The sequence below is a fragment of the Flectobacillus rivi genome (assembly GCF_030056655.1).
GTDB classification, from domain to species: Bacteria; Bacteroidota; Bacteroidia; order Cytophagales; family Spirosomataceae; genus Flectobacillus; species Flectobacillus rivi.
Genome location: NZ_JASHIE010000001.1, coordinates 409,911 through 431,192 on the forward strand (window position 1 = coordinate 409,911; position 21,282 = coordinate 431,192).

The 21,282-nt window shown below is 36.9% G+C and carries 14 protein-coding genes; all 14 read right to left on the reverse strand.

Features of this window, described 5'->3' with window-relative positions; all coding sequences use genetic code 11:
• Positions 1–26: 26 nt before the first annotated feature.
• Positions 27–1,019, reverse strand: coding sequence for an SH3 domain-containing protein (locus tag QM481_RS01565; protein ID WP_283380391.1), 993 nt, complete (start codon positions 1,017–1,019; stop codon positions 27–29).
• A gap of 6 nt (positions 1,020–1,025) precedes the next feature.
• A complete protein-coding gene (locus QM481_RS01570) occupies positions 1,026–2,456 on the reverse strand; it encodes a lysozyme (protein WP_283380392.1) in 1,431 nt (476 codons plus the stop codon).
• Positions 2,457–2,581: 125 nt separating this feature from the next.
• Complete coding sequence (locus tag QM481_RS01575; RefSeq protein ID WP_283380393.1) at positions 2,582–2,803, reverse strand: hypothetical protein; 222 nt, start codon at positions 2,801–2,803, stop codon at positions 2,582–2,584.
• The gene (locus tag QM481_RS01580) at positions 2,800–3,390 is read right to left on the reverse strand and encodes a hypothetical protein (RefSeq protein WP_283380394.1); all 591 of its coding nucleotides are present in this window, start codon (positions 3,388–3,390) and stop codon (positions 2,800–2,802) included. Before QM481_RS01580 ends, QM481_RS01575 begins: the two co-directional genes overlap by 4 nt.
• 3 nt (positions 3,391–3,393) lie before the next feature.
• A complete protein-coding gene (locus QM481_RS01585; protein ID WP_283380395.1) occupies positions 3,394–4,500 on the reverse strand; it encodes a hypothetical protein in 1,107 nt (368 codons plus the stop codon).
• A 279-nt stretch (positions 4,501–4,779) separates the two neighbouring features.
• Positions 4,780–5,214, reverse strand: a complete 435-nt coding sequence (locus tag QM481_RS01590; protein ID WP_283380396.1) for a hypothetical protein — start codon at positions 5,212–5,214, stop codon at positions 4,780–4,782.
• A 1-nt stretch (position 5,215) separates the two neighbouring features.
• Complete coding sequence (locus QM481_RS01595) at positions 5,216–6,175, reverse strand: hypothetical protein (protein WP_283380397.1); 960 nt, start codon at positions 6,173–6,175, stop codon at positions 5,216–5,218.
• 448 nt (positions 6,176–6,623) lie between these two features.
• Positions 6,624–7,058 carry a hypothetical protein gene (locus tag QM481_RS01600; RefSeq protein ID WP_283380398.1) on the reverse strand — a complete coding sequence of 145 codons (435 nt, stop codon included), beginning with the start codon at positions 7,056–7,058 and terminating at the stop codon, positions 6,624–6,626.
• A gap of 5 nt (positions 7,059–7,063) precedes the next feature.
• Entirely contained in the window at positions 7,064–8,773 is a 1,710-nt protein-coding gene (locus QM481_RS01605) for a TNT domain-containing protein (RefSeq protein ID WP_283380399.1), read from the reverse strand.
• 324 nt (positions 8,774–9,097) lie between these two features.
• Positions 9,098–9,796 carry a WG repeat-containing protein gene (locus tag QM481_RS01610; protein WP_283380400.1) on the reverse strand — a complete coding sequence of 233 codons (699 nt, stop codon included), beginning with the start codon at positions 9,794–9,796 and terminating at the stop codon, positions 9,098–9,100.
• Positions 9,797–9,841: 45 nt separating this feature from the next.
• Complete coding sequence (locus QM481_RS01615; RefSeq protein WP_283380401.1) at positions 9,842–10,492, reverse strand: hypothetical protein; 651 nt, start codon at positions 10,490–10,492, stop codon at positions 9,842–9,844.
• A complete protein-coding gene (locus QM481_RS01620) occupies positions 10,489–13,971 on the reverse strand; it encodes a fibronectin type III domain-containing protein (protein ID WP_283380402.1) in 3,483 nt (1,160 codons plus the stop codon). Before QM481_RS01620 ends, QM481_RS01615 begins: the two co-directional genes overlap by 4 nt.
• The gene (locus QM481_RS01625; RefSeq protein ID WP_283380403.1) at positions 13,968–15,992 is read right to left on the reverse strand and encodes a fibronectin type III domain-containing protein; all 2,025 of its coding nucleotides are present in this window, start codon (positions 15,990–15,992) and stop codon (positions 13,968–13,970) included. The genes QM481_RS01620 and QM481_RS01625 overlap by 4 nt, the downstream gene beginning before the upstream one ends.
• 137 nt (positions 15,993–16,129) lie before the next feature.
• Positions 16,130–21,280 carry an MAP7 domain-containing protein gene (locus QM481_RS01630; RefSeq protein ID WP_283380404.1) on the reverse strand — a complete coding sequence of 1,717 codons (5,151 nt, stop codon included), beginning with the start codon at positions 21,278–21,280 and terminating at the stop codon, positions 16,130–16,132.
• Positions 21,281–21,282: the final 2 nt, after the last annotated feature.

The following is a 21,282-nucleotide window of genomic DNA, read 5'->3' on the forward strand; positions in this document are numbered from 1 at the left end:
TTTCTTATTTAAAGAATTATATTCTTTTACTCTACATCTCTCTTTTTTATCCAACCTTCGATAGTCTTTTTACCATAATAACGGATTTTGAGCCACTCTCCTTTCTCTTCTAATATCTCTACTTCATCGCCTTTGATGAGGTATATACTCGAAGATACGTTAACAGAAGTATTAATAAATACTTTTGTAGATTTTACTTTAAAGACATTATCTAAATAACGATATTTTATTATCCATCCATCTTTAAGAGGTGCTTCAGAACCACCTACGAATAATCTTATATTTTTTATGCTATCATCGAGATAAATAAACTTCTGAATAAAGTTATGATTATTCTTATCCTTGATTTTTAAAACTTTGATCCATTTATCTGCGTATGTCCCTTTATCAGCCTCAATAGAAAATAAATTTTCTCCAGTCAAGTTTGGTATGTAACTGATATGTATAATTTTTTTCCTTTTATCTACAGGGATAGCTATATTTTCAGAATAATTCCCTTTTATTATTGATTCACCAAACTCATTTTTTTCCCAATACCCAATGTTCAAAGAACTTATTTTCTTTAAGAAGAAAAATGAAAAATCCATCAAGAATCCACATGTTCCATCATTAAAATAGTAAAAAGTATATTCTTCTGAGGGTTTTAATTGTTTATTGTTTATCTCAGTTATCGTAAACTCTTGCACCTTATTCCCTCTCTTTTTTAAAATCGACACAAGATTTCCTTCAAAATCCAAATTATCTACATAAATTTCTCTTTTGCGATATTTAATTGGACTTACTAACCCCTCTGATATTGTTGTAGTAAAGGACAGTACGCTGTCCTTCGTAAATACAACTTTTTGTCCCAAATAAGCTAATTTTTCCTCTTTTGTAAAGGAATACCTTAATTCATTCTTTTGGTATATATATTCCCGAGAAATAATTTCCCATGTACCAATTAGTGGATTAACATTTGATTGTCCTTTACAATGAAAGACAACAATTACTACAAGAAGTATTCTTAATATTGATTTCATAAGTATTTAATTTATTTCTATTCCTCTAAATGTATACTTTCCATTAATAAATAACTCCGTTTCATCATCACGTCTTGGTATTACAATGGTCGGCTGATGCCACTTTTCAAACTCTTTTCTTATTTTATCCTCATCAAAAATTCCCTTATTAATTAATTTTTTGAATAGTCCTCTATCTCTCAATCCTCCTGAACCTGTATTAAAGACGAAACTTACTAGAGCATCATATTGATATTGTGTAAGTTTTACATCCACAGCGTTTTTCAATGGAGTTTCGTACCTAGGTAGGTCTTTTTCTCTAAATAATTTCATACAATCATCAATACTCAACGTTTGGCTACAATACAAATCTAGCTCGTCTTGTGATGTAATTAAATGTCCTAGACCAATGGTTGGTTTTCCTAGTATCTCATTGTAGTAATGGTTACTTTTTTCACAGAACCATTCACTCGTACTATGCCCCTCATGTTCATCACAATATTTAGAACGTCCACCTTTGGCATCATTATAAACGTGGGTGATGACAGCTTCCTGCTTTTTGAGGAACGTTTCACCTTTTGTACTTAGTGTTAAAAGAGTTACATCTACTGGTAAATTAGGGTCAATACTAGAGTTTCCCAAATACTTCCAAACAGCATCGATTTTAACATCTTTAGCTTCGGTGTCTTGGATGTCTATTTTAAATTTGTTGGTAGAATTACTAACATCAAACTCTACTCCCATTGTTGTTTTCTTTTTGCTTGAGAGTAATACCTCAAAGCTTGGGCTTTCTTGAGCATGGATATATACTTTGTCGATACAGACATCTCCTATTTTTATTTGACCTATCGCAGTTATTGAAGCCTCAAATTTATGTAACATGGCTTTTGTGGCTATCGATTTTTTGAGCTTTTCTAAAGCTAATATTACATTTTTACAATCTCTATCAAAGGTTAGGATATCGTCAAGTCCAGAACAGCCACAAGTGATACTACTTCCCGCAACGATAAGCTCAGTCTCTTTCTCAGCTATCATTTGTTGAGCTTGTTCCAACGCCTCATTCAGTGCCAACAACTTGGCTTTGTTCTGCTCACAGAGTGGGGTGATGAGTTCCTCTATGATATTGGGACCTTTGCCGTCCTTACTTGTGGTGTTACAATCTGTACCATTGCAGAAAAAGTCTTTTGTTTCGAGGGCTGTTTGGTAGGTATGGGATAGCTTTTGACGTGTACTGTCTGGTAATGTTGGGTCTTTCAGTAGGGTTTCAGCATACTTTTCAGCAAACTTAAAGTTGGCTTTCATCTTTTTGGCATCTTGTATTCCGCCTACGTAATTACTTACGTCATTTTTGAGCTTTTGGATAAACTCTCCAACGTTGTTTATCGTCTCAGATATCTCTGGTGCTAGCGAGTCTGCCACGGTAAGGGCTAGGTTGTAGGCAGCATAGATTTCTGCCAACTTTCTGCGTTGTTCTTCGCTAAGTAGGGCTACATCGATATGAGATAATTCTGCCTGTCCTGCTACGACACAGCCACCTTTGGCTACTTTGATGTTCTTTAATTCAACGCCCAGTTTGGCATTGACTAGGCGTCCCCATTAAACATAGGTACTTTCACAATACCTTTGCCATTACCAGAGCCATCGAGGTCTACTACCTCAAAGGCGATGGAGTTTATCGCTATTTCGTCCCCTGTTTTTACTTGGATAATGTCTCCTGAAGGTACGTCGTGTTGTCCGCAGGTGTAGTCAAGTATTTTATACTTATAACACGGCCTTATTGAGCAAAGTAAATTACAAAGTATCATGTAACCGTATAAAAAACACCATCTATCGTAATCGCATAGATTCCTCCTGATTTTTTGAATTGGAAAAGATAATCTGCTGTATATGTAGTGTTCAATAACGGTTGAAATAAAAATAACTGGTAATCAAAGTCATAAGTTAGACCATATAGGGCATTATTCAATTCATATTCTCTTTGATTTGAAATTATAGTTTGGCGAAACATATAATCGTGAAAATCCTGTATCCATATATCATCAAGCATTAAACTTAAAACCAATTCTTTATCAGCTATGTACGTAAATTTTGGATTTTTATTAAACTGTGAAAAATTTGGAAGTAATTCAAGTATTGGCTTCCTTTCTTCAAAATCAAGCTTTATTAATTTATCTAAATTATTTCTTTTCTCATTATCATGGATACTTGATGTTTTAGTAAATAAGTAACGTTTCATTCTTTCAACTAATTTATCAGAATTAGGAAAGGGTTTATATATTAATTCTATTTCTTCAATGGAAATACCTTCCATAAAAAGTGTATAAAAATAGCCGTCTTCAAATTCTTCATAGCCTTTACAAAAACTATCCCAGTCTTTTATTAATTCTTTCATTTTTTATTTAATTAAAGGAGGTAATAAATTCGGATTAATTTGCCATCTATTAATTAGTTGCATTAATCGAGTGTTAAAATCAGCTAATGAGCTACTTGATTGAATTACAGTTCTTAATTCGTTATGAAACAATGTAGATCCTGCTCCACCATGGGTAAAAACAGCACCTGTATTAGGATTAACCCCTGTCAAATCTAACGTTTTGGTTCTAAATCTATGTATTTCAGCCATGGGTATTTCCCAACTTTTAAATGTTTTAATTTCACAAACCATACACCATTCATGTTCTCCTCCAGGCCATCTTATTCTTCTTTCTAATTCTTTTTTGAGAGTTGAATTTCCTAAAACTAAATCAAGTTCTTCAGGGAGCAAATCATCAAACCACCTATGAAATAGATTGTTTGTTTGGCTATTTGGTGGAATTGCACCATTGGGAGCTATTTCATCAAGAGTTCTGATTATTCGACTACCCGTCCCAGTAGTAAATTTACTTAAAATTTTTCCAACTGCATTTTTTATGAGTGGGTGTTTTGCGATTCTTCCTAGTGTGCCAAGTACGATTTTGCCTCCTACTTCTGCTACAGCATAGCTCTTGGCAAATTCTAATACACTACTAGCATTGAAATAAGCATTTAGGTTACTATATTTTTTTATAGCACTTACTGCTAAATCCGGTGAGGTACTCTCTAACAAGCCTCTGATAAGTCTATCTCGGATTTGAGCATTGACAGAGGGACTAGCTCCCATATAGCTCTTTTCTTGAAGAAACGAACGAACAAAGTATAAAGCTTCATTATACTTACCATCTATGTAGTAGTTACTTGATAAGGCTATCGTTTTACAGTCAACTACTGAACTGTACATTTCTCGAAGTAAAATATATTGATACAGTTCTATTTCCGTAAACTGACTTGATGCTGCTTGCTTACCTTTGGGAGCTACGAGTACCGAACTCGGAGGAATACCCAAGGAAGGACTACCCACGGAACTTGTCTCGAGCAACATCAAATATTCACCACATTCATTTGTTTTGAGTTTGCCTTTATCAGTATTAGTTTCAAGTACAGTTAGATCAATAGAGGTAGTGTATTGCTGAGTATAATCATACAAAGAGGATGCTGTATTTGATGCACTTTTTAACGCCTCATTCAACGCCAACAACTTGGCTTTGTTCTGCTCACAGAGTGGGGTGATGAGTTCCTCTATGAGATTGGGTCCTTTGCCGTCTTTACTTGTGGTGTTACAATCTGTACCATTGCAGAAAAAGTCCTTTGTTTCTAGGGCTGTTTGGTAGGTACTGGATAGCTTATGGGATAAAAAAATACCCTTAACTCTTAGCGAGCTGAGGGTATTTTTGTTTTCATAATACTATCAAATTGGAAATATTAATTAAATTCCTTCTTGCATCAAATCTTTTAGCTTCAGTAAAGACCCTATGTAATATTCCTTAAAGTTTTTTTCATCATTAAACCATTCGTCATTATAAAATTCATGTGAGATATCGCACCAAGTACCCTTTATATCCTCTTTAATAAAATCGAAAAACTCTCTTTTGCTGGTGGATTGCATTTGTAAGATAGTTAAGTCTAGCATTTCTAAGCAATAAGTTAATCGCTCTTTATCCTCTCCAATGATATCCTTATCAAAAAAATATTTTATATAAGGCATAAAAAAATTTGAATTTAAATCTTCTAAAACTTCATAAAACCAGATTGGATGTTCTTTTTGTAGTAAAAATAACTCCATATATTTCTGTATCCATGAGATTATGGAACTATTCATCAAAAAAGACTTTTCACCAAAAATAATAAACTCTTGCCCCATGTTATTTTGTAATATTTACAAGTTTTGAATCTCCAAATGTTTTAAGTATATAATCCAATGTTTCTTCATACAGTGTAGGATGAAGTCTTTTCATTTCCGTCAGATTTAATACAACGTAGTCTGCTTTAGTAAAATGTTTATCTATAGCTTGGAAAAATAACTTTTTTTCTTTTGACTTCAAAGCAAACTGCCTTATAGCATTTTCTCCAAATTCCCCTCCAAATTCATCAAACGTTTTTCCCTTGTACTTTCCACTTATAGAAACCCAATCACCTTTCTTTTCAGATGTAGATTTATATCTTTCAAAATATCCATACATTTCTTCTATTTCTGCTCCTGCTTGTCCTTCTGATAGGGATGTTTTACCTTTATCCAAATCTTTACCAAGTTCCTCTATTCGTTTTGCCATATCAGTTTTTCTTAAATTTCTGATACGAGTTATTTCAAATCCAGCATCTAAAACAGACACAGCCCCATTAGCAGTTGAAATTAATAAAGTTGCGGCACAAACTGGGTCTGTTATACAGTTTTTCCACTCTTCTTTGAGTCCATCCCATGCCAATGTCCAATTATTGGTGGCTACTCCTGCTGCCATGCGTTTGACTGATTCGCTGGGGTCACCTGAACCATAATAAAGCATTGCTGCTCCCATCAAACGACTATAGTTGGACTTAAAGTATCCCTTTTGTACATAGTCTGAACCTACCTGATAAATGATACGATTAAAGCGGTTATCTTTTGAATAAAGCGAAACGCTATAGCCAACCAATTTCCCATCTGAGCAATAGTGTGGTGTTAAATAGCAATCTCCTATCTGAACTCTTTCACTTGCTCGACTCTCTACTGAGCCTCGCTCCACCAAAGTTGTGTGAGTAACCTCTGCTGTTCCCCATAATACGATGTCTTTTAAGGGATTGCAGCGAAGTTTCTGTTCTGCAATTTCAGCAATTGCCTCATTCAACGCCAACAGCTTGGCTTTGTTCTGTTCACAGAGTGGGGAGATAAGTTCTTCTATGAAATTGGGACCTTTTCCATCTTTACTTGTAATATTACAATCTGTCCCATTACAGAAAAAGTCCTTTGTTTCTAGGGCTGTTTGGTAGGTACTCGATAGCTTTTGGCATAAAAAATACCCTTAACTCTTAGCGATCTGAGGGTATTTATAAACTCTAGGTATATTTCTCTTCACTAATGTGCCACGACGGAAAAAAGATTTTTTCTTTATAAGGTGTTCTTATTTCTTCGTTAAAAATAAACAAGTTGTATCTCATTGTGTTTAAAAATAAAAATATCAAGTATTTGATATTTAAATAGTTACACTACGTCATGTAATTTTGGATCCAATAAGGGACTTGCAACCAATTTACCTGATGTTCAAAGTTAACACAGTTTAATTTACACGCCCTATTTTATACCGTATTAATTTCATCTATTAACCATACTCCTGATATATAGCAAACATTCCTACTTGGTTGAGACTCTCCAAAACTAAATGATGTCATAAATTTTGCCTCACAGTTGTTACATTTAGAAAAAAGATATAAGGCACTTAAATTTTGAAAAATCATTAATTCCCCCAAGTGTCTATATATATGAGGGCTTTCCTTTGCAATATTATTCTTTAAAATTTCTTTTTTGGTAATTAGTTTCTTTCGTATATATAAATCTTCAAGTAGATTACCAGTATTATCATCAATTATCACATTATTATTTGTTTGACAAATAGGACATTTGAATTTAACTTCTACTCCATATTCATAAATAGTACTGCCTTCAAAAATATTTGTAGACAATGCGATTTTATTTTTTAAAATAATTGGGTTGTTTATATCAATTTTCTTCATAGAAATTATTTTTTAAAGACTTCTCCTACCCAATTAATGTATTGTCCATTAGGTGAAGATTTAATTGTAATGTTTATATATCCTTCATCTATTAAATTTTGAAAATTTGTATAACTACTTCCCTTAGGTTGAAATTTAAACATCATCTGTTTTCCTTTGCCAACCTGACCAAACCAAGGAATAACATCTGCACTTTGCCCTTTAATAGGCAAATCTTTCAAGATTTCAATCTCATAATATAAAGAATTTTGGTTTTCTGAAACTCTCAAAGCTCTTTGAGCATAATTATATGGAGAACCATTAATTGGTGAAGTAAAACTTCCTCCTAGAATAGGCTTACCATTATCACCTAATTTAAACCACTCCTGATATCTATCAAATTTCATTCCTTTTGTTAAGGGTATATCATCAACAATATTATATCCTCCATTCGCTGGCGGCCATCCACCATTAATATTATATTTTTTAAATAAATTTTCTAGTTGTCCCCACTTTTCATATTTCCACAAGTCCCAAGCTTGATCTGCAATTTGTGCGTTTTCACCATTTGCAAAATCACCAACAGTACTAATAAAGTCTTTTTTGGTAAGTCCTCTAACTAAATCCCCCGTCCCAGTAGTAAATTTACTTAAAATTTTCCCAACGGCATTTTTTATGAGTGGGTGTTTTGCGATTCTTCCTAGTGTGCTAAGTACGATTTTGCCTCCTACTTCTGCTACAGCATAGCTCTTGGCAAATTCTAATACACTACTAGCATTGAAATAAGCATTTAGGTTACTATATTTTTTTATAGCACTTACTGCCAAATCGGGTGAGGTGCTCTCTAACAAGCCTCTGATAAGCCTATCTCGGATTTGAGCATTGACAGAGGGACTAGCTCCCATGTAGCTCTTTTCTTGAAGAAACGAACGTACAAAGTATAATGCTTCATTATACTTGCCATCTATGTAGTAGTTACTTGATAAGGCTATCGTTTTACAGTCAACTACTGAACTGTACATTTCTCGAAGTAAAATATATTGATACAGTTCTACTTCTGTAAACTGACTTGATGCTGCTTGCTTACCTTTGGGAGCTACCAGTACCGAACTCGGTGGAATACCCAAGGAAGGACTTCCCACGGAACTTGTCTCAAGTAACATCAAATATTCACCACATTCATTTGTTTTGAGCTTGCCTCTATCAGTATTGGTTTCAAGTACAGTTAAATCAATAGAGGTAGTGTATTGCTGAGTATAATCATACAAAGAAGAGGCAGTATTTGATGCACTTTTTAAGGCCTCATTCAGCGCCAACAACTTGGCTTTGTTCTGCTCACAGAGTGGGGTGATGAGTTCCTCTATGATATTGGGACCTTTGCCGTCCTTACTTGTGGTGTTACAATCTGTACCATTGCAGAAAAAGTCTTTTGTTTCTAGGGCTGTTTGATAGGCATTCGATAGCTTTTGACGTGTGCTGTCTGGTAATGTTGGGTCTTTCAGTAGGGTTTCGGCATACTTTTCAGCAAACTTAAAGTTGGCTTTCATCTTTTTGGCATCCTGTATTCCGCCTACATAATTACTTACGTCATTTTTGAGCTTTTGGATAAACTCTCCAATGTTGTTTATCGTCTCAGATATCTCTGGTGCTAGCGAGTCTGCCACGGTAAGGGCTAGGTTGTAGGCAGCATAGATTTCTGCCAACTTTCTGCGTTGTTCTTCGCTGAGTAAAGCCACATCAATATGAGATAGTTCTGCCTGTCCTGCTACGACACAGCCTCCTTTGGCTACTTTGATGTTCTTAAAGTCAACGCCTAGTTTAGCATTGACTAGGCGTCCCCATTAAACATAGGTACTTTCACAATACCTTTGCCATTACCAGAGCCATCGAGGTCTACTACCTCAAAGGCGATGGAGTTTATCGCTATTTCATCCCCTGTTTTTACTTGGATAATGTCTCCTGAAGGTACGTCGTGTTGTCCGCAGGTGTAGCCAATGTTTATAAAAATACCCTTAACTCGCTAAGAGTTAAGGGTACCAACACTTTTGTAACATTACCCATTACCGAGGGTAATTTATTTTTATAGTATCGTCCTTGATTTGACCAAGTGCTTTACCATTTTGAAATGGCTGTATTATTTTTTCATACTTTGGGGCTATCACCCATTTACCTTTTAGATTGATAAAACCCCACAAATTATCTTGCTTTACTGCCGCAAGCCCCTCATAAAAATTATCAGCGTCATCGAATTGAAATGGTATCAATGTTTTTCCTGTTCTATTAATATACCCCCATTTACCTTTTATTGCAACACAAGTAATTGTATCATCTACAAAAGGCTTTCCAGCATCGTATATACAGGGTATAACTATTTCTCCTTTATGGTTCTGAAAGCATAGTTTTCCATTTTCACATCCAACATTATACAAAGCATTTTTTTGTTCTTTTTCATACTCCAAGAGTTTGTCTCGCTCTTGCTTAGGTAGCCGATACCATTGTATTCTATTCCAAATAAACATTCCTACTAATATAGAGAGAACAAATAAGAATTGAATCAAGATCCCTTTATTTAGCTTTCTACGAAGTACACTAACTATAAAAATGACGAGTAATGCAAAAAAATGCACATACACAAAAATTTCCATAAGCGCCTCTGATAGAATGTCCGCTCCACCACTTGTATTTAGAAGCGGTAACTGTGCAATGGCTTCATAAACCATGATGGTAAGTAGGGCGATTGAGATATTTTTTTCTCTCATTTTACTTGTATTTTTGTTTAAATAATTCTTGTGTAGCACTTTTACTCAATCGTCTAAGTAGTCAAACATATTGAATTGCTGAATAGACATCCCATTTTTTATAGTTTTTGTTTCACGAATTTTTCTTTCCATCCTTAAATTATCACCAAACCAATATACCTCTTTGATTAAATACCAGTTTTTCTTGTTGGTATCATATTTAAAAAAGAGATCAACCCCTGCTTGCGCTTCTGTAAATAGCTCAATCCATATCTCATTTTTTCTAAATTCTACTTTGAATCTTTGTGCATTTTCAGCCAACTTGGAAAAAATGTTTTCTAAATCTTTAGGAGGGTCATACTCCAAAACATATTCCTTGAAATATAAGGGATATAAATTGGATAATGTGGCTTTGTGTATAAGAGTGGAATCATTAATTCTCTGATATATGGTTACAAAGGTTGTATCTCCATCTTTCATATTTAATTTTTGCCAATGAATAACTAAATCATTTTTCCCATCAGACGTTAGATCACGGTCATTGATAAAATAATAGCATAAATATCCGTTCGGCATACAAAAATCTTTAGGAATCATCATCTTATATTTTTCACTCAATTTTGTAAACTGATTACAAATTTGCGCAATTGGTTGTTGAGCAATGACACAACAGAATTGTATTGTAAAAATTGCCGTAGAAAACATTTTTTTCATCATTTTTTTGGTTTACAATCAAAATAAATACTACTTAAAAAATCTTTATACTTACGGTTTCGAGTTTCTTTTTCGAGACCAGCAGAATTAACAACTTTAGTTACATTGAATGAATTATCTTTATCCATGATTTCTAAAATATTTTTACCAATATCTTTCCCCTTCCAGATGAAATATGCTACAGCAGATTGAACAGTCGTTATGGGTTCTGTGACTATATCAGGGTTGGATGTAAAGTCATAATTAGTTCCAAATAATTCATTACATTTTGATCCAACGCCATAATACACTGATTTTCCCGTAATCTGAATTGCTCCTCGCCCCCTGTATCGATAACCATCTCCACTTTTCGAATCCCCATTACCAAGCTTATTAGCATATGCTACATTCATGACATTCTGTTTGTTTATTTTTTGTTTATCCTTTGTGAAACTTACAGATTTATATGTACCCTTTTTAGGCATATTGTCATATGCGACAACAACTCTTACGGTATCTGATATACTCTTAAAAAATTTGAAGGTACGATAACCGTTACTTTTAGGGATTTTTGTTCCTTGTTCTCCTATTGCTACAGTTTCATAAACTCTCATCAAAACATAGTTTAGATAGTCCTTATCATCCCAGAATGTTTGTTTATACCAGTGGTCTTTAGGCCCGTCAATATTCGCATTTCTGTTGAATGTTTCTAACAAATTATCAATACCATATTTCGAACCTTCAGCGCTTGCATTAAATCCAGCACTCTCTACAAAGCATTGCGAGAAGAAATGCGCATGACGATAGCAAGTATTGAATTGTGCTTTTTTTAGAGCGTCATTAAAATATTCTAAAACTTCTGGGTTTTCTCTATATATTTTGCTATTTGGAAAAAAAATACTAAAATTTTCATCCGTTATAGTTAAATCTCTTCCACAAATAGTACATGCAAAATCATATTTCTTATTCCTGAAATAGAACGATTTTGTGATTATTTTGCTATCTTTTTTATAAGAAATAGTATATTTTCCTTCAAACATTGATTCCAGTTGTAAATCTTGACTTTCATTTGTCTTTATATTGAAGGTTTTTTTTATAGACTCTTTATTTGAACCTTTTATTTCAACAGCAATATCAACATTTGTAACCTCAGGCTTAGTTATAAGCAGTGCAGAAAGCTTACACTTATCATTAGTTCGAATATAAATCTTATCTTTTTCTATTTTTTCTTCACATATACTCAAGGTTAAATTATCTGTAGTTTTATCTATCTCTATTTGGTTGTTGTCATTCTCAATAACAACATCTAATGCCCCTTCCAACGCCTCATTCAACGCCAACAACTTGGCTTTGTTCTGCTCACAGAGTGGGGTGATGAGTTCCTCTATGAGATTGGGTCCTTTGCCGTCTTTACTTGTGGTGTTACAATCTGTACCATTGCAGAAAAAGTCCTTTGTTTCTAGGGCTGTTTGGTAGGCATTGGATAGCTTTTGACGTGTGCTGTCTGGTAATGTTGGGTCTTTCAGTAGGGTTTCAGCATACTTTTCAGCAAACTTAAAGTTGGCTTTCATCTTTTTGGCATCTTGTATTCCGCCTACGTAATTACTCACGTCATTTTTGAGCTTTTGAATAAACTCTCCAATGTTGTTGATCGTCTCAGATATCTCTGGTGCTAGCGAGTCAGCAACGGTCAAGGCTAGGTTGTAGGCAGCATAGATTTCTGCCAACTTTCTGCGTTGTTCTTCGCTGAGTAAGGCTACATCGATATGAGATAATTCTGCCTGCCCTGCTACGACACAGCCTCCTTTGGCTACTTTGATGTTCTTAAAGTCAACCCCAAGTTTAGCATTATTGAACATTGGTACTTTCACAATGCCTTTGCCATTACCTGAGCCATCGAGGTCTACTACCTCAAAGGCGATGGAGTTTATCGCTATTTCGTCTCCTGTTTTTACTTGGATAATGTCTCCTGAAGGCACTGAAGGGGCATCATGCTGTCCACAGGTGTAGCCAGCTAGATAACTGGCGCAGTCTATCTTTGAGGTATTGAGTGCCGTCTTTAGCTCCTCTACTGTAGCGTTAGAGGATAATTGTGGTAAAGCTCCACCACTTGGTAGGCTCTTTTTGAGGCTATCGGGCAAACTCGAAGTCTCATACACAATCCTTATCGGTTTGTTCAAGATATCGATGGTGGTACTTGAGGGTGTTTCGGCTTGATACACGGCTGACGGATACTGCTGGCTTGGGTTGTTATCGCTAACAGTATAGGTTTCGCTGGTATAGTCGGTATCCTCGTCAATGGTATTACTAGGAGGGTTTATCTGCATTGTGCTGTCGATAGGCTCCTGCGCTATGATGTAACCTTGTGGTTGGCTAAAGCTACTTTTACTTACATAACTACAACGTGCCAATACCTTAAACTCATACGATGAGGCTGGCAATTGCAAGAGGGTGTAACTCGACTCGGAGGTTTGTTTTTCTATCCACTGGTCATCGGTTGTTTTGCGATAGCTCAGCGTATAGTCTAATACTTCGGCGTTGGGGTTTGTCCATGATACTACTACGCCAGCATCGCCTACAGGCTCGATAGATACCTCCTGAGGACGCAGGCATCGCTGAGTGGCTAATTGCCCCTGAGTGCCATAGGTAAAGGCTACTACTTGGCTAAAACCATTATTTTCGAACTGGTCATAGCCATTGACATCCATCGCCTGCACTTGTAGCGCATAGCGTTTGCCTGGCGTAAGTACGGGGTCGCTACTACTATAGAGATAATTGGTAGCCAATACCTCTGTCATAAACACTGGTAATATTCCAGCGTTGACCACCACATTAGGGTCTGTGTCTTCGTCCTCTTCAGGGATTTCGTAAAGTCGCAATCGGTATAAAGTACCTTGTGCCGTGTTTACAGAATAATAGCTATTAGACACCCAAGTGAAATTGATACTCTGAAAGCCCGTATTGGGTAGTATCGCATTGTTGACAGGATAGGTAATCGTAGGAGGTTGTGCCCTAAACACTGTCATTAGGGTTACTCCTGTATTAGATACCTGTCGTTGGTCAGGCCAATAGGCCGTTACTTCCCACTGATAAAAGCCAGCAGGAAGGTTTGTGCCTTGATAGAGTTCTTCAATAGTAATCCCCTGAGCCACCAAATTGTCGGCACTGAAGTTATCAGAGAGCTGCGCTCCAGAAAGAATTTGGGGTATGCCAGGCTGTAGCACTATGGGCTTGGTGCTGACAAAATCAGGAATGTTTTCGAGTACTACGCCTAAGCCTTTGAGTCGAATACGAATCGTAACTTCTACTGAGGGCTTCTCAAGGTCTTTGAGCAACAGATACACCTTAAATTTCTCGGTGCTTGTGGCATAGTCTGTCCAAGACAAACTATAGGGAGGACTCACAATGGGGGTACATTGTACAGGATAGTTTTGAGCAATGATTTTTAGACTACTTATCAATAGTACCCAACACAATAATAGGATTTTGGATAGGTGTTTCATTTCTGTGGACTAGATAAGGTGATACTTACGCTACGGCTGAGTTTACTTGTGCGACCATCTTTATAAAGTGCCATAATGGCATAACTATATGGTACATCCAATAGCACTTGGGTTTCTTCAAAATTGCGTACACTGGCAGGGACATATTTATACTCAGACAAATAGTCATTTCCTTTTTTTCGGTAAATCAAAAATTTATCGATCGCTGGATGTTGGTATTTCCAGCTAAAGACAATTTTCCGAGTAAGGCTATCGCCTGTGATAGTTAGGTCTTTGATACTTGCACCAAAACCTAAATCCAATAAGCTTAACTGTATTTTACAAGGTTCTTTATTACTGAGTCCAGCATCGTCGTAAGCCACCAAGCGGTATTCGTATTCGGTATTAGGTTGGACAGAATAATCGGTAAAGCTTTTAAGGTTTTCGTTTGCCATAAAACAATCCAACATACTATAACTGGTATCCTTGGTGTTTTTTCGTAAAAGCAGGGTCTGAAACAAATCGGCAGATGGACTATTTTCCCAGTGCAAAACAATACTGGTGTCGCTTAACACATAATTGGTAAAATTAGGAGCTGAAGGAGGTATAATATCAGGTCGCTTAACCAATATAGTGTCGGCATGAGTAGACGCATTGAGGCGTTTGTCGTAGGCTACAATAGTATAATAGACATTTTTATTGAGTAAATTGAGCGATAAGGTATCGTGATAAACGGTATCCTGAATCATTCGTCGAGTAATGATACTAAACTCTTGTGTTTTGGTATCACCTCTAAAAATACTGTAGCCATAAAAGTCACTTTCTTTGTGAACCTTCCATCTAAGCTTTACAATACCTTTGGGCGACACGATAGGTTTGTACCAACGTGGTTGCGCAGGTGGTAGCGTATCGTCTAATATCACCATTTCGGGATAGGAAGTCACTTCTTTGCCACCATAGTCAAGCAATGCAACACGATAATAAGCACTATTAAGTGGTAAGGAATCCACAAAGCTTCTGGATTTGCGAGACAGCATTTTTGGAGATAACTGATAGTATTTTTCACCTAGCTTTTTGGCACGCAAAATCTTAAAACCCTGAATGTCGTTGAGTAATGAATCTGGAAAACTCCATTGTAACAATACGCCTTTGGGGGTAATATGTGTGCTGAGTTTAGGTAGTGGCAATTTGTCTTTATAACCATATACTCTTAATACATTAGATGGCTCGGATAGCTGACCAAAAGGAGTAACCGCACGCACTCGATAGAAATAGTTTTGATATAGCTTAGGTAATTTATCCAATTTTGACACAAACACCCTACCCAAAGAGTCAGGTTCTTGGGAAATTAGGATAGGGTTCGGGTCGGGAGCTTTGAAAGTGATACCTCCGTCATCAGAGCGCTCAAGTATATAGGCCGTGTGCATAAGGGCATCGGTCATTTGCCAACGCATAAAAAACTCCCCTTGTGAATACTCCCCATAAAGATTTGCAGGAGCTTTGAGGCGTGTAATTTTAGCCGCATTTACTTCGAGAAAAACGAGTTTTTTGCCTGAAAGTACTAGTGCATATTGATACTCTTCGTCGGAAGACACTAATTTATCCTCAAATAACATCCCCAAGCCATTGGCAATGCTTGTAGACATACAGCTCATTTGCATACAAAGGGCAAAGTTGAGATTTTGAGCAGTGGTATCATGGCTGGGTACTGGCTCATATAAAAGCTTGCCTGCCACATGAGCAAACTTATTATTTTTACCCATATTTTCCCAAAATGGCTGAGCCAAAGGCTTACGCTTTTGAGGAGTAAGTACTAGGAAAGGGGCATCATTTTGTGGTTTACCAGCTTTAGCAATGGTTCTTCTTAAGAGAGTATAACCTTCCTCGTTACCTTCTTTCCAAGCCTTGTAGTTAAGAGGCATCCATCGAAGGATAATTTTTCCTTTTTCGACTTTTGCAATCATTCCAACATCTTTACTTTGGGCTTGTACCACACAAGTCCAAAGTACGCATATACAAAAAATAACAAGTTTTTTTATCATAATCTTGGTTAGGTTGCTAACACCTAAATTTGATAGCAAGTGTATGTTGTAATTCTAAAGCAGTTGATTGATACATAAGCTCGCAGGAAGTATCTCCTACGAGCTTATGTACCTCATTCTTAGCTCAAAGAGATATTCTAATATTCTTCTGCAATCTCAAAGATTCGTCTCACGGGTTGATAGACATCATCTGACATTTCTCGTCGACGCAGAATGGCCTGTTCTTTTTCGTAGGCGGCTTGCTGAGCTGCCAACTGAGCAGCTTGTTGAGCTTGAAGCTGTTGCAAGCGTAGCTGTTCTGCTTGTAATTGAGCGAGTCGGGTAGTTTCTGCTAATTGAGCTTCTTCTTCCATTTGCTTTTGCTTGGCAATACGTATATTATCTTGCTCAATTTGACGGAGTTCTTCTTGTTGAATAGCTTCCTGCTCAGCCTTTTGTCTTTCAACAGCGATTCTTTGATTTTCTAGTTCTTGTTGTTGTAGCTCAAATAATCGTTGCTGTTCTTGTTGTTGCCTACGAACTTCTTGCTCGCGTTCGTACTCTTGCTGACGTGCAAGTTCTTCAAGACGCTGTTGCTCGGCCAAACGAATTGCCTCTTGCTGTTGTCGTTGTATTTCCTCTTGTTCCAATCGACGTTGATTTTCTTCAGCTATTTGTTGCAAGCGAGCAGCTTGTTCATCTTGTTGCTGTTGCCAATACAATTGTTGGGCATACAAATCGTTGTTGGGTATCCCCGAAGGCAAATTATCATTGATATCACTTGAGTAATCAACAGGAACTATTGGTGTAGGTGAGGTATATGGAGTAGAGATAGTACCAGAAGTTCCACCACCTATAATTGAACCTGCATTATCACTTTCGTCCACAAAAGTAGTACTACCAGTAGAGGTACCAGTAGTTGGTCTGTCTGTGGTTGGAGGTGTGGTATTGGTATTTCCACTATCTCCAGAGCCAGTAGTAGGGGGTGGCGTTGTAGCCAAAGCGGGAGAAGAAATACCCGTTAACTGCTGAATTAAAGCAGACATATCTGTCTTGTTTTCATAGCCATCTACTTTTTCACATTCGGATAATGCCTTCTGAATTAATTCAATACATCTAGCTCTTAGCTGATTAATAACCTCCTGAGTGGCACCAGCCGCCGCTGCCATGATTGCATCACAATCTTGCTGAGCTTTGTCAATGATAGCCTTATTTTGCTTAATAGCTTCTGCGCTACGGGCGGCACTGATTTGGAAATAATTTCTATTGATTTCGTCGGCTGCTTCTTTAAGGATTTTTTTGATTTCACTATCACTGTTAGAACAATCAACATAATAGCTTCTGTTGTCTAAATTCAAAGTTTTATAATTTGAATAATTATTATCCCGACCATTATTATAGGGGTTGTAATTACTAGTATAATTGCTATTACATAGTTGATTTATCCCCATGGCTAGTACTTGTTTTTTGGCAAGAATTTCTCTTTCACAAACATTAGCATCATTATCAATCAAACTTTTGGTGGAGTTTGCGTTAGTATTCACATCGGCTTTGGCTTGTTCTATTCTTGTATTTACATCTGCAAGGGCTTTGGTAACAATCTGGTCAATTTTATTTTTAGCTTCTTGAGCCTCATCTTTGATATCCTCTTTAAGATCCTTGATAATGGTGGTAACAGAGTCTTTTCCAGCCTCTGTACATTTTTCGCAGCCATCCTTTAAGGCATCGGCGGCACTGTCAGCTACAGCCACTACGTTATCGATGGTCTTTACAGCCTCCTGTTTTATTTCTTCCGCTTTTTCTTCTTCTTTTACTACAATCTTATCGGCTTCTTTCTCTGCAACTTGTACTGAGTTATCAACATCCTGCTTCATTTCCTCTCGAGTCTTAACTACAATAAATGCAGATGATTTCGAAGCTTCCAATACCTTGCCCTCGTACATAAATGGTTTCCAGTCTCCATTTTCAAACTGTTGCACCTGAAATCTTACATATTGAGTAATTGGAGTAAACGCAGGCAACGGAGGGTTAGGAATAAAACTAACTTTAGTTGGTTCGGCTTCATTAAAGCTCATATTTCCTGAAATCGGGCCATACATTGAATTCATAGTATAATCCATCACTTTAATTCTGAAGCGACCACTAATGTCGGGAAGTACAGTTTCACGCTCTAAATCATAACTACAGCTAACACTAGGTATTACATCAGGATTTACTTCCTGAAGATTAGAGGGGTAAAAGGTATTGATTAAATTTTCTTCTGTGGTGTGATCAGAACCACCAACCACCACGCAATCGTCACCTACTTGGAAACCCACATCAAAATTGAATGAAGTGAATAGAACTTTAAACTTCACAGCTACCTCACCTTGTCCATAAGTAGGATTAGGAGCGGCACCTCTCAGCATAGCGCCAAGTTCTACGCTTAGGACATTTGCCCCAAAAGCAGCGGCATGAAACCAACCTAAGATATATACCTGTGCCGCAGCACGCCAGTTTTTGATACCAATTCCTTCGCCAAATCTACCTTCGCAATAGGCACCATCAGGGTAGCGCATAAGCATTACATCCAGTCCTATACGAGCCCCTACATCCCAACGAATGATTTTATAATCACCTCCTGCTGCTACTTGTAACCCTGCACCAAAGGCAATACCCTTTCCTAAAATGGCGGCGTCTCCATTGAGTCTATTTCTTTGTCCTGCATTTGGATATTTGGTAAATACATTTGGTTCAGGATTGGGCAATTCTGGAATACCATGACCTAGCATAAGGTAGCCATCAATCTGTGGAAGACTTGGTAACAGAACAATAATCCTGTCTGATAATGGAGGTTCTCCAATATGAACAAACCATATATTTGGTGCAAATAAAAAAGCACCTACTCCCTGTAACTGAATAGTATTGGCAACACTTACATTGGCACCAACCTTTCCATAAAAGCTATGATCATCAAAATTAATTTTCATAATCACACTCACTGTGAAACCCGTAAGATTCGTGGGGATACTAAATTTCTCAGACACAGCTCTTGTGTCTGTTCCATTAGGATCATTCTCTAATTGAGAAGTTACACCACCTACAGCGCTAATTGCAGAATCGTTACATAGTAGATAGTATTTTTCTCTAACGGCAGATTGATTAACCATCGCATCACTTCCAGCTACTGCAGCAGTACCAATAAAGCCAATTTGACGAAGAGAACCATCGGCTCTAGTCTCAATTTCAAAAGCTGCCATACCTCCAAAGGCTGTACTTGCCTGAAACCCTATTCCAAAACGCCCTCCCCATCCAATAGAGAAATCGGGTGCGTAAACAGCACCAGTGATAGTTCTTGGCCCTCTGGCATTAGGAACAGCTTTCATGTGCTTGTAAAGACTTCCAGCGAGTAAATTGATAGATAAGCCTGCAATACCTCCCCCACTACTTAGCTCTCCATCGACCATCCAATATCTGTCTTGTGTTTTTCCAAACACAGCCATTGCTGCAATTTCCATTTCCGAGGGAGTATTCAAACTTAGCTTCACGGCTCCACCAAAACCGTTCCCGTATATAGGATCATCTTGAAAAAAGTCTATCTCACCAGCAAAATGCCCAACAGCCAAATCTGCCGAAACGCTCAATTTGTTGAGAGCGAAACGCTTATTTCGCCAAAAATGTCGATTATTTTCGTTTACAAACACTCCCTGAATTGTAAAGCCACCTGTAGCCTCAATACCAATATTGTCAAGGTTAACTTTTACACCAAATCCAACAGATACTTCATTGTTTGAAACGCCTATGATGGGAGATTGAATCGATATAGGAAATCCTCCAAGTTTATATTCTTTTCCAGATCCACCCCCAAAATATCCAATTGAAAGGTATGGTGCTCGTGTGGAAATAAACAATCGCTCAAAATCATACCGCTCTAACGAAACTTGACTAGCAGTAATGTCGAGTTGTCCATGGAGCATAGCACTTGCTACAAATTCTCCATTATCTAGCGTAAGACTAACCGAAGAACTTGGCTTAAGAGTTACTTGCGAAGCTTTCAAAAACTCAAATTCCAAATTTTTGTCTGTGCTAACCGTAAAGTTATAGTAGTTTCGAGTGGGATCTATGATGGCATTATATCCTAAAAGCCGATTTTCATTACTAATTGATAGACGGATTTGCCCTTCTAAAGTACCTGATTTGACTTGGTTTTTTACTAGAACAATACGAGCCTCATCCAAAGAATAGTCCCAACCATTCAAATCACCGTCTTTGATTTGCATAATGTTCTTCCCATATATTTCTCCAGAAAGCCCATTTTTATCGATGAGTAAATGGTTGGCACCTATGACAATCCGATTCTTTGTAGTTCGATTTTTGTACTCTTTAGGAAATCGAACTACGATATTTCCAATTGAAACTCCCTTCCATAAAGGACCATCTACAGCTGAAGTATATTCTGGTGGTAATAAAAAGTTAGAGGCATTGGCCTGCGAACTTAAATCGATGATGGCATTTTTTACTTGAAAACCATATCCAACCATATTAGGCAGCTGGAATGGCTGCATCGAAATATCGATAATCAAATCATTAAAATCTCGAACATGCTCTATTCTAAAATCTGATTGAACATTTCCTGTTATTATATCCCCACTGATATTTTCAGGGACAATTAAGCTCCTATCAAATATGACTTTACCAATAATCGAAAAATCCTCAAATCCATTGCACCCAAAGCTGAATCCCCCCCCTGTAATCTTTAAGTTAATCTTTGTTCCTAATTGGACATTACTAATCCCAGGATTGTTATCAAGTATTAAACTCAAGCTTCCACTCTCAATACCTCCTTGACCTGTAAATCTGATATTTTGACCTTCAAAAGCAAAATAATTATCAGAGGTACTAATCATTGCATTCATCGAGATACTATTACCTGTAGGGGTAAATACCAAGGCATTAAGTAATATTTCGTAAAATACTCCATTCATCTCCTTTTGTATAACTACAGGGAGATCGCTTACTAAATGAACGTTGAGAATATCATTTACTACCTTCCCAGCTTTTCGAAGTTTATCAATCGTATTTCGAACGTCCTCAGCTGTCACCTTTTGAGGTGTATAATTAGAGTTGATATCTACAAAATAATTTACACCATCATTTTTAGGCATTAATAGTTGCCCGTTGCCAAAGTCAACAGGCTTTAAGCCATATTTCTCGCAATCAGACAAGGTGTATTCTTTTATAGGTAAAATGCCTTCATTTTCAGAGACAGAAGCCCATGTTATTTCGTTTGCGATTAATAGACTCAGGATAATTAATAAAAATCTATTCATGG

What these genes read in the sequence shown, in the direction of transcription:
- QM481_RS01625 (WP_283380403.1), bottom strand. Translation starts at nt 15,992, where the DNA reads ATGATAAAAAAACTTGTTATTTTTTGTATATGCGTACTTTGGACTTGT.
- QM481_RS01565 (WP_283380391.1), bottom strand. Translation starts at nt 1,019, where the DNA reads ATGAAATCAATATTAAGAATACTTCTTGTAGTAATTGTTGTCTTTCAT.
- QM481_RS01600 (WP_283380398.1), bottom strand. Translation starts at nt 7,058, where the DNA reads ATGAAGAAAATTGATATAAACAACCCAATTATTTTAAAAAATAAAATC.
- QM481_RS01620 (WP_283380402.1), bottom strand. Translation starts at nt 13,971, where the DNA reads ATGAAACACCTATCCAAAATCCTATTATTGTGTTGGGTACTATTGATA.
- QM481_RS01610 (WP_283380400.1), bottom strand. Translation starts at nt 9,796, where the DNA reads ATGAGAGAAAAAAATATCTCAATCGCCCTACTTACCATCATGGTTTAT.
- QM481_RS01575 (WP_283380393.1), bottom strand. Translation starts at nt 2,803, where the DNA reads ATGATACTTTGTAATTTACTTTGCTCAATAAGGCCGTGTTATAAGTAT.
- QM481_RS01630 (WP_283380404.1), bottom strand. Translation starts at nt 21,280, where the DNA reads ATGAATAGATTTTTATTAATTATCCTGAGTCTATTAATCGCAAACGAA.
- QM481_RS01615 (WP_283380401.1), bottom strand. Translation starts at nt 10,492, where the DNA reads ATGATGAAAAAAATGTTTTCTACGGCAATTTTTACAATACAATTCTGT.
- QM481_RS01590 (WP_283380396.1), bottom strand. Translation starts at nt 5,214, where the DNA reads ATGGGGCAAGAGTTTATTATTTTTGGTGAAAAGTCTTTTTTGATGAAT.
- QM481_RS01580 (WP_283380394.1), bottom strand. Translation starts at nt 3,390, where the DNA reads ATGAAAGAATTAATAAAAGACTGGGATAGTTTTTGTAAAGGCTATGAA.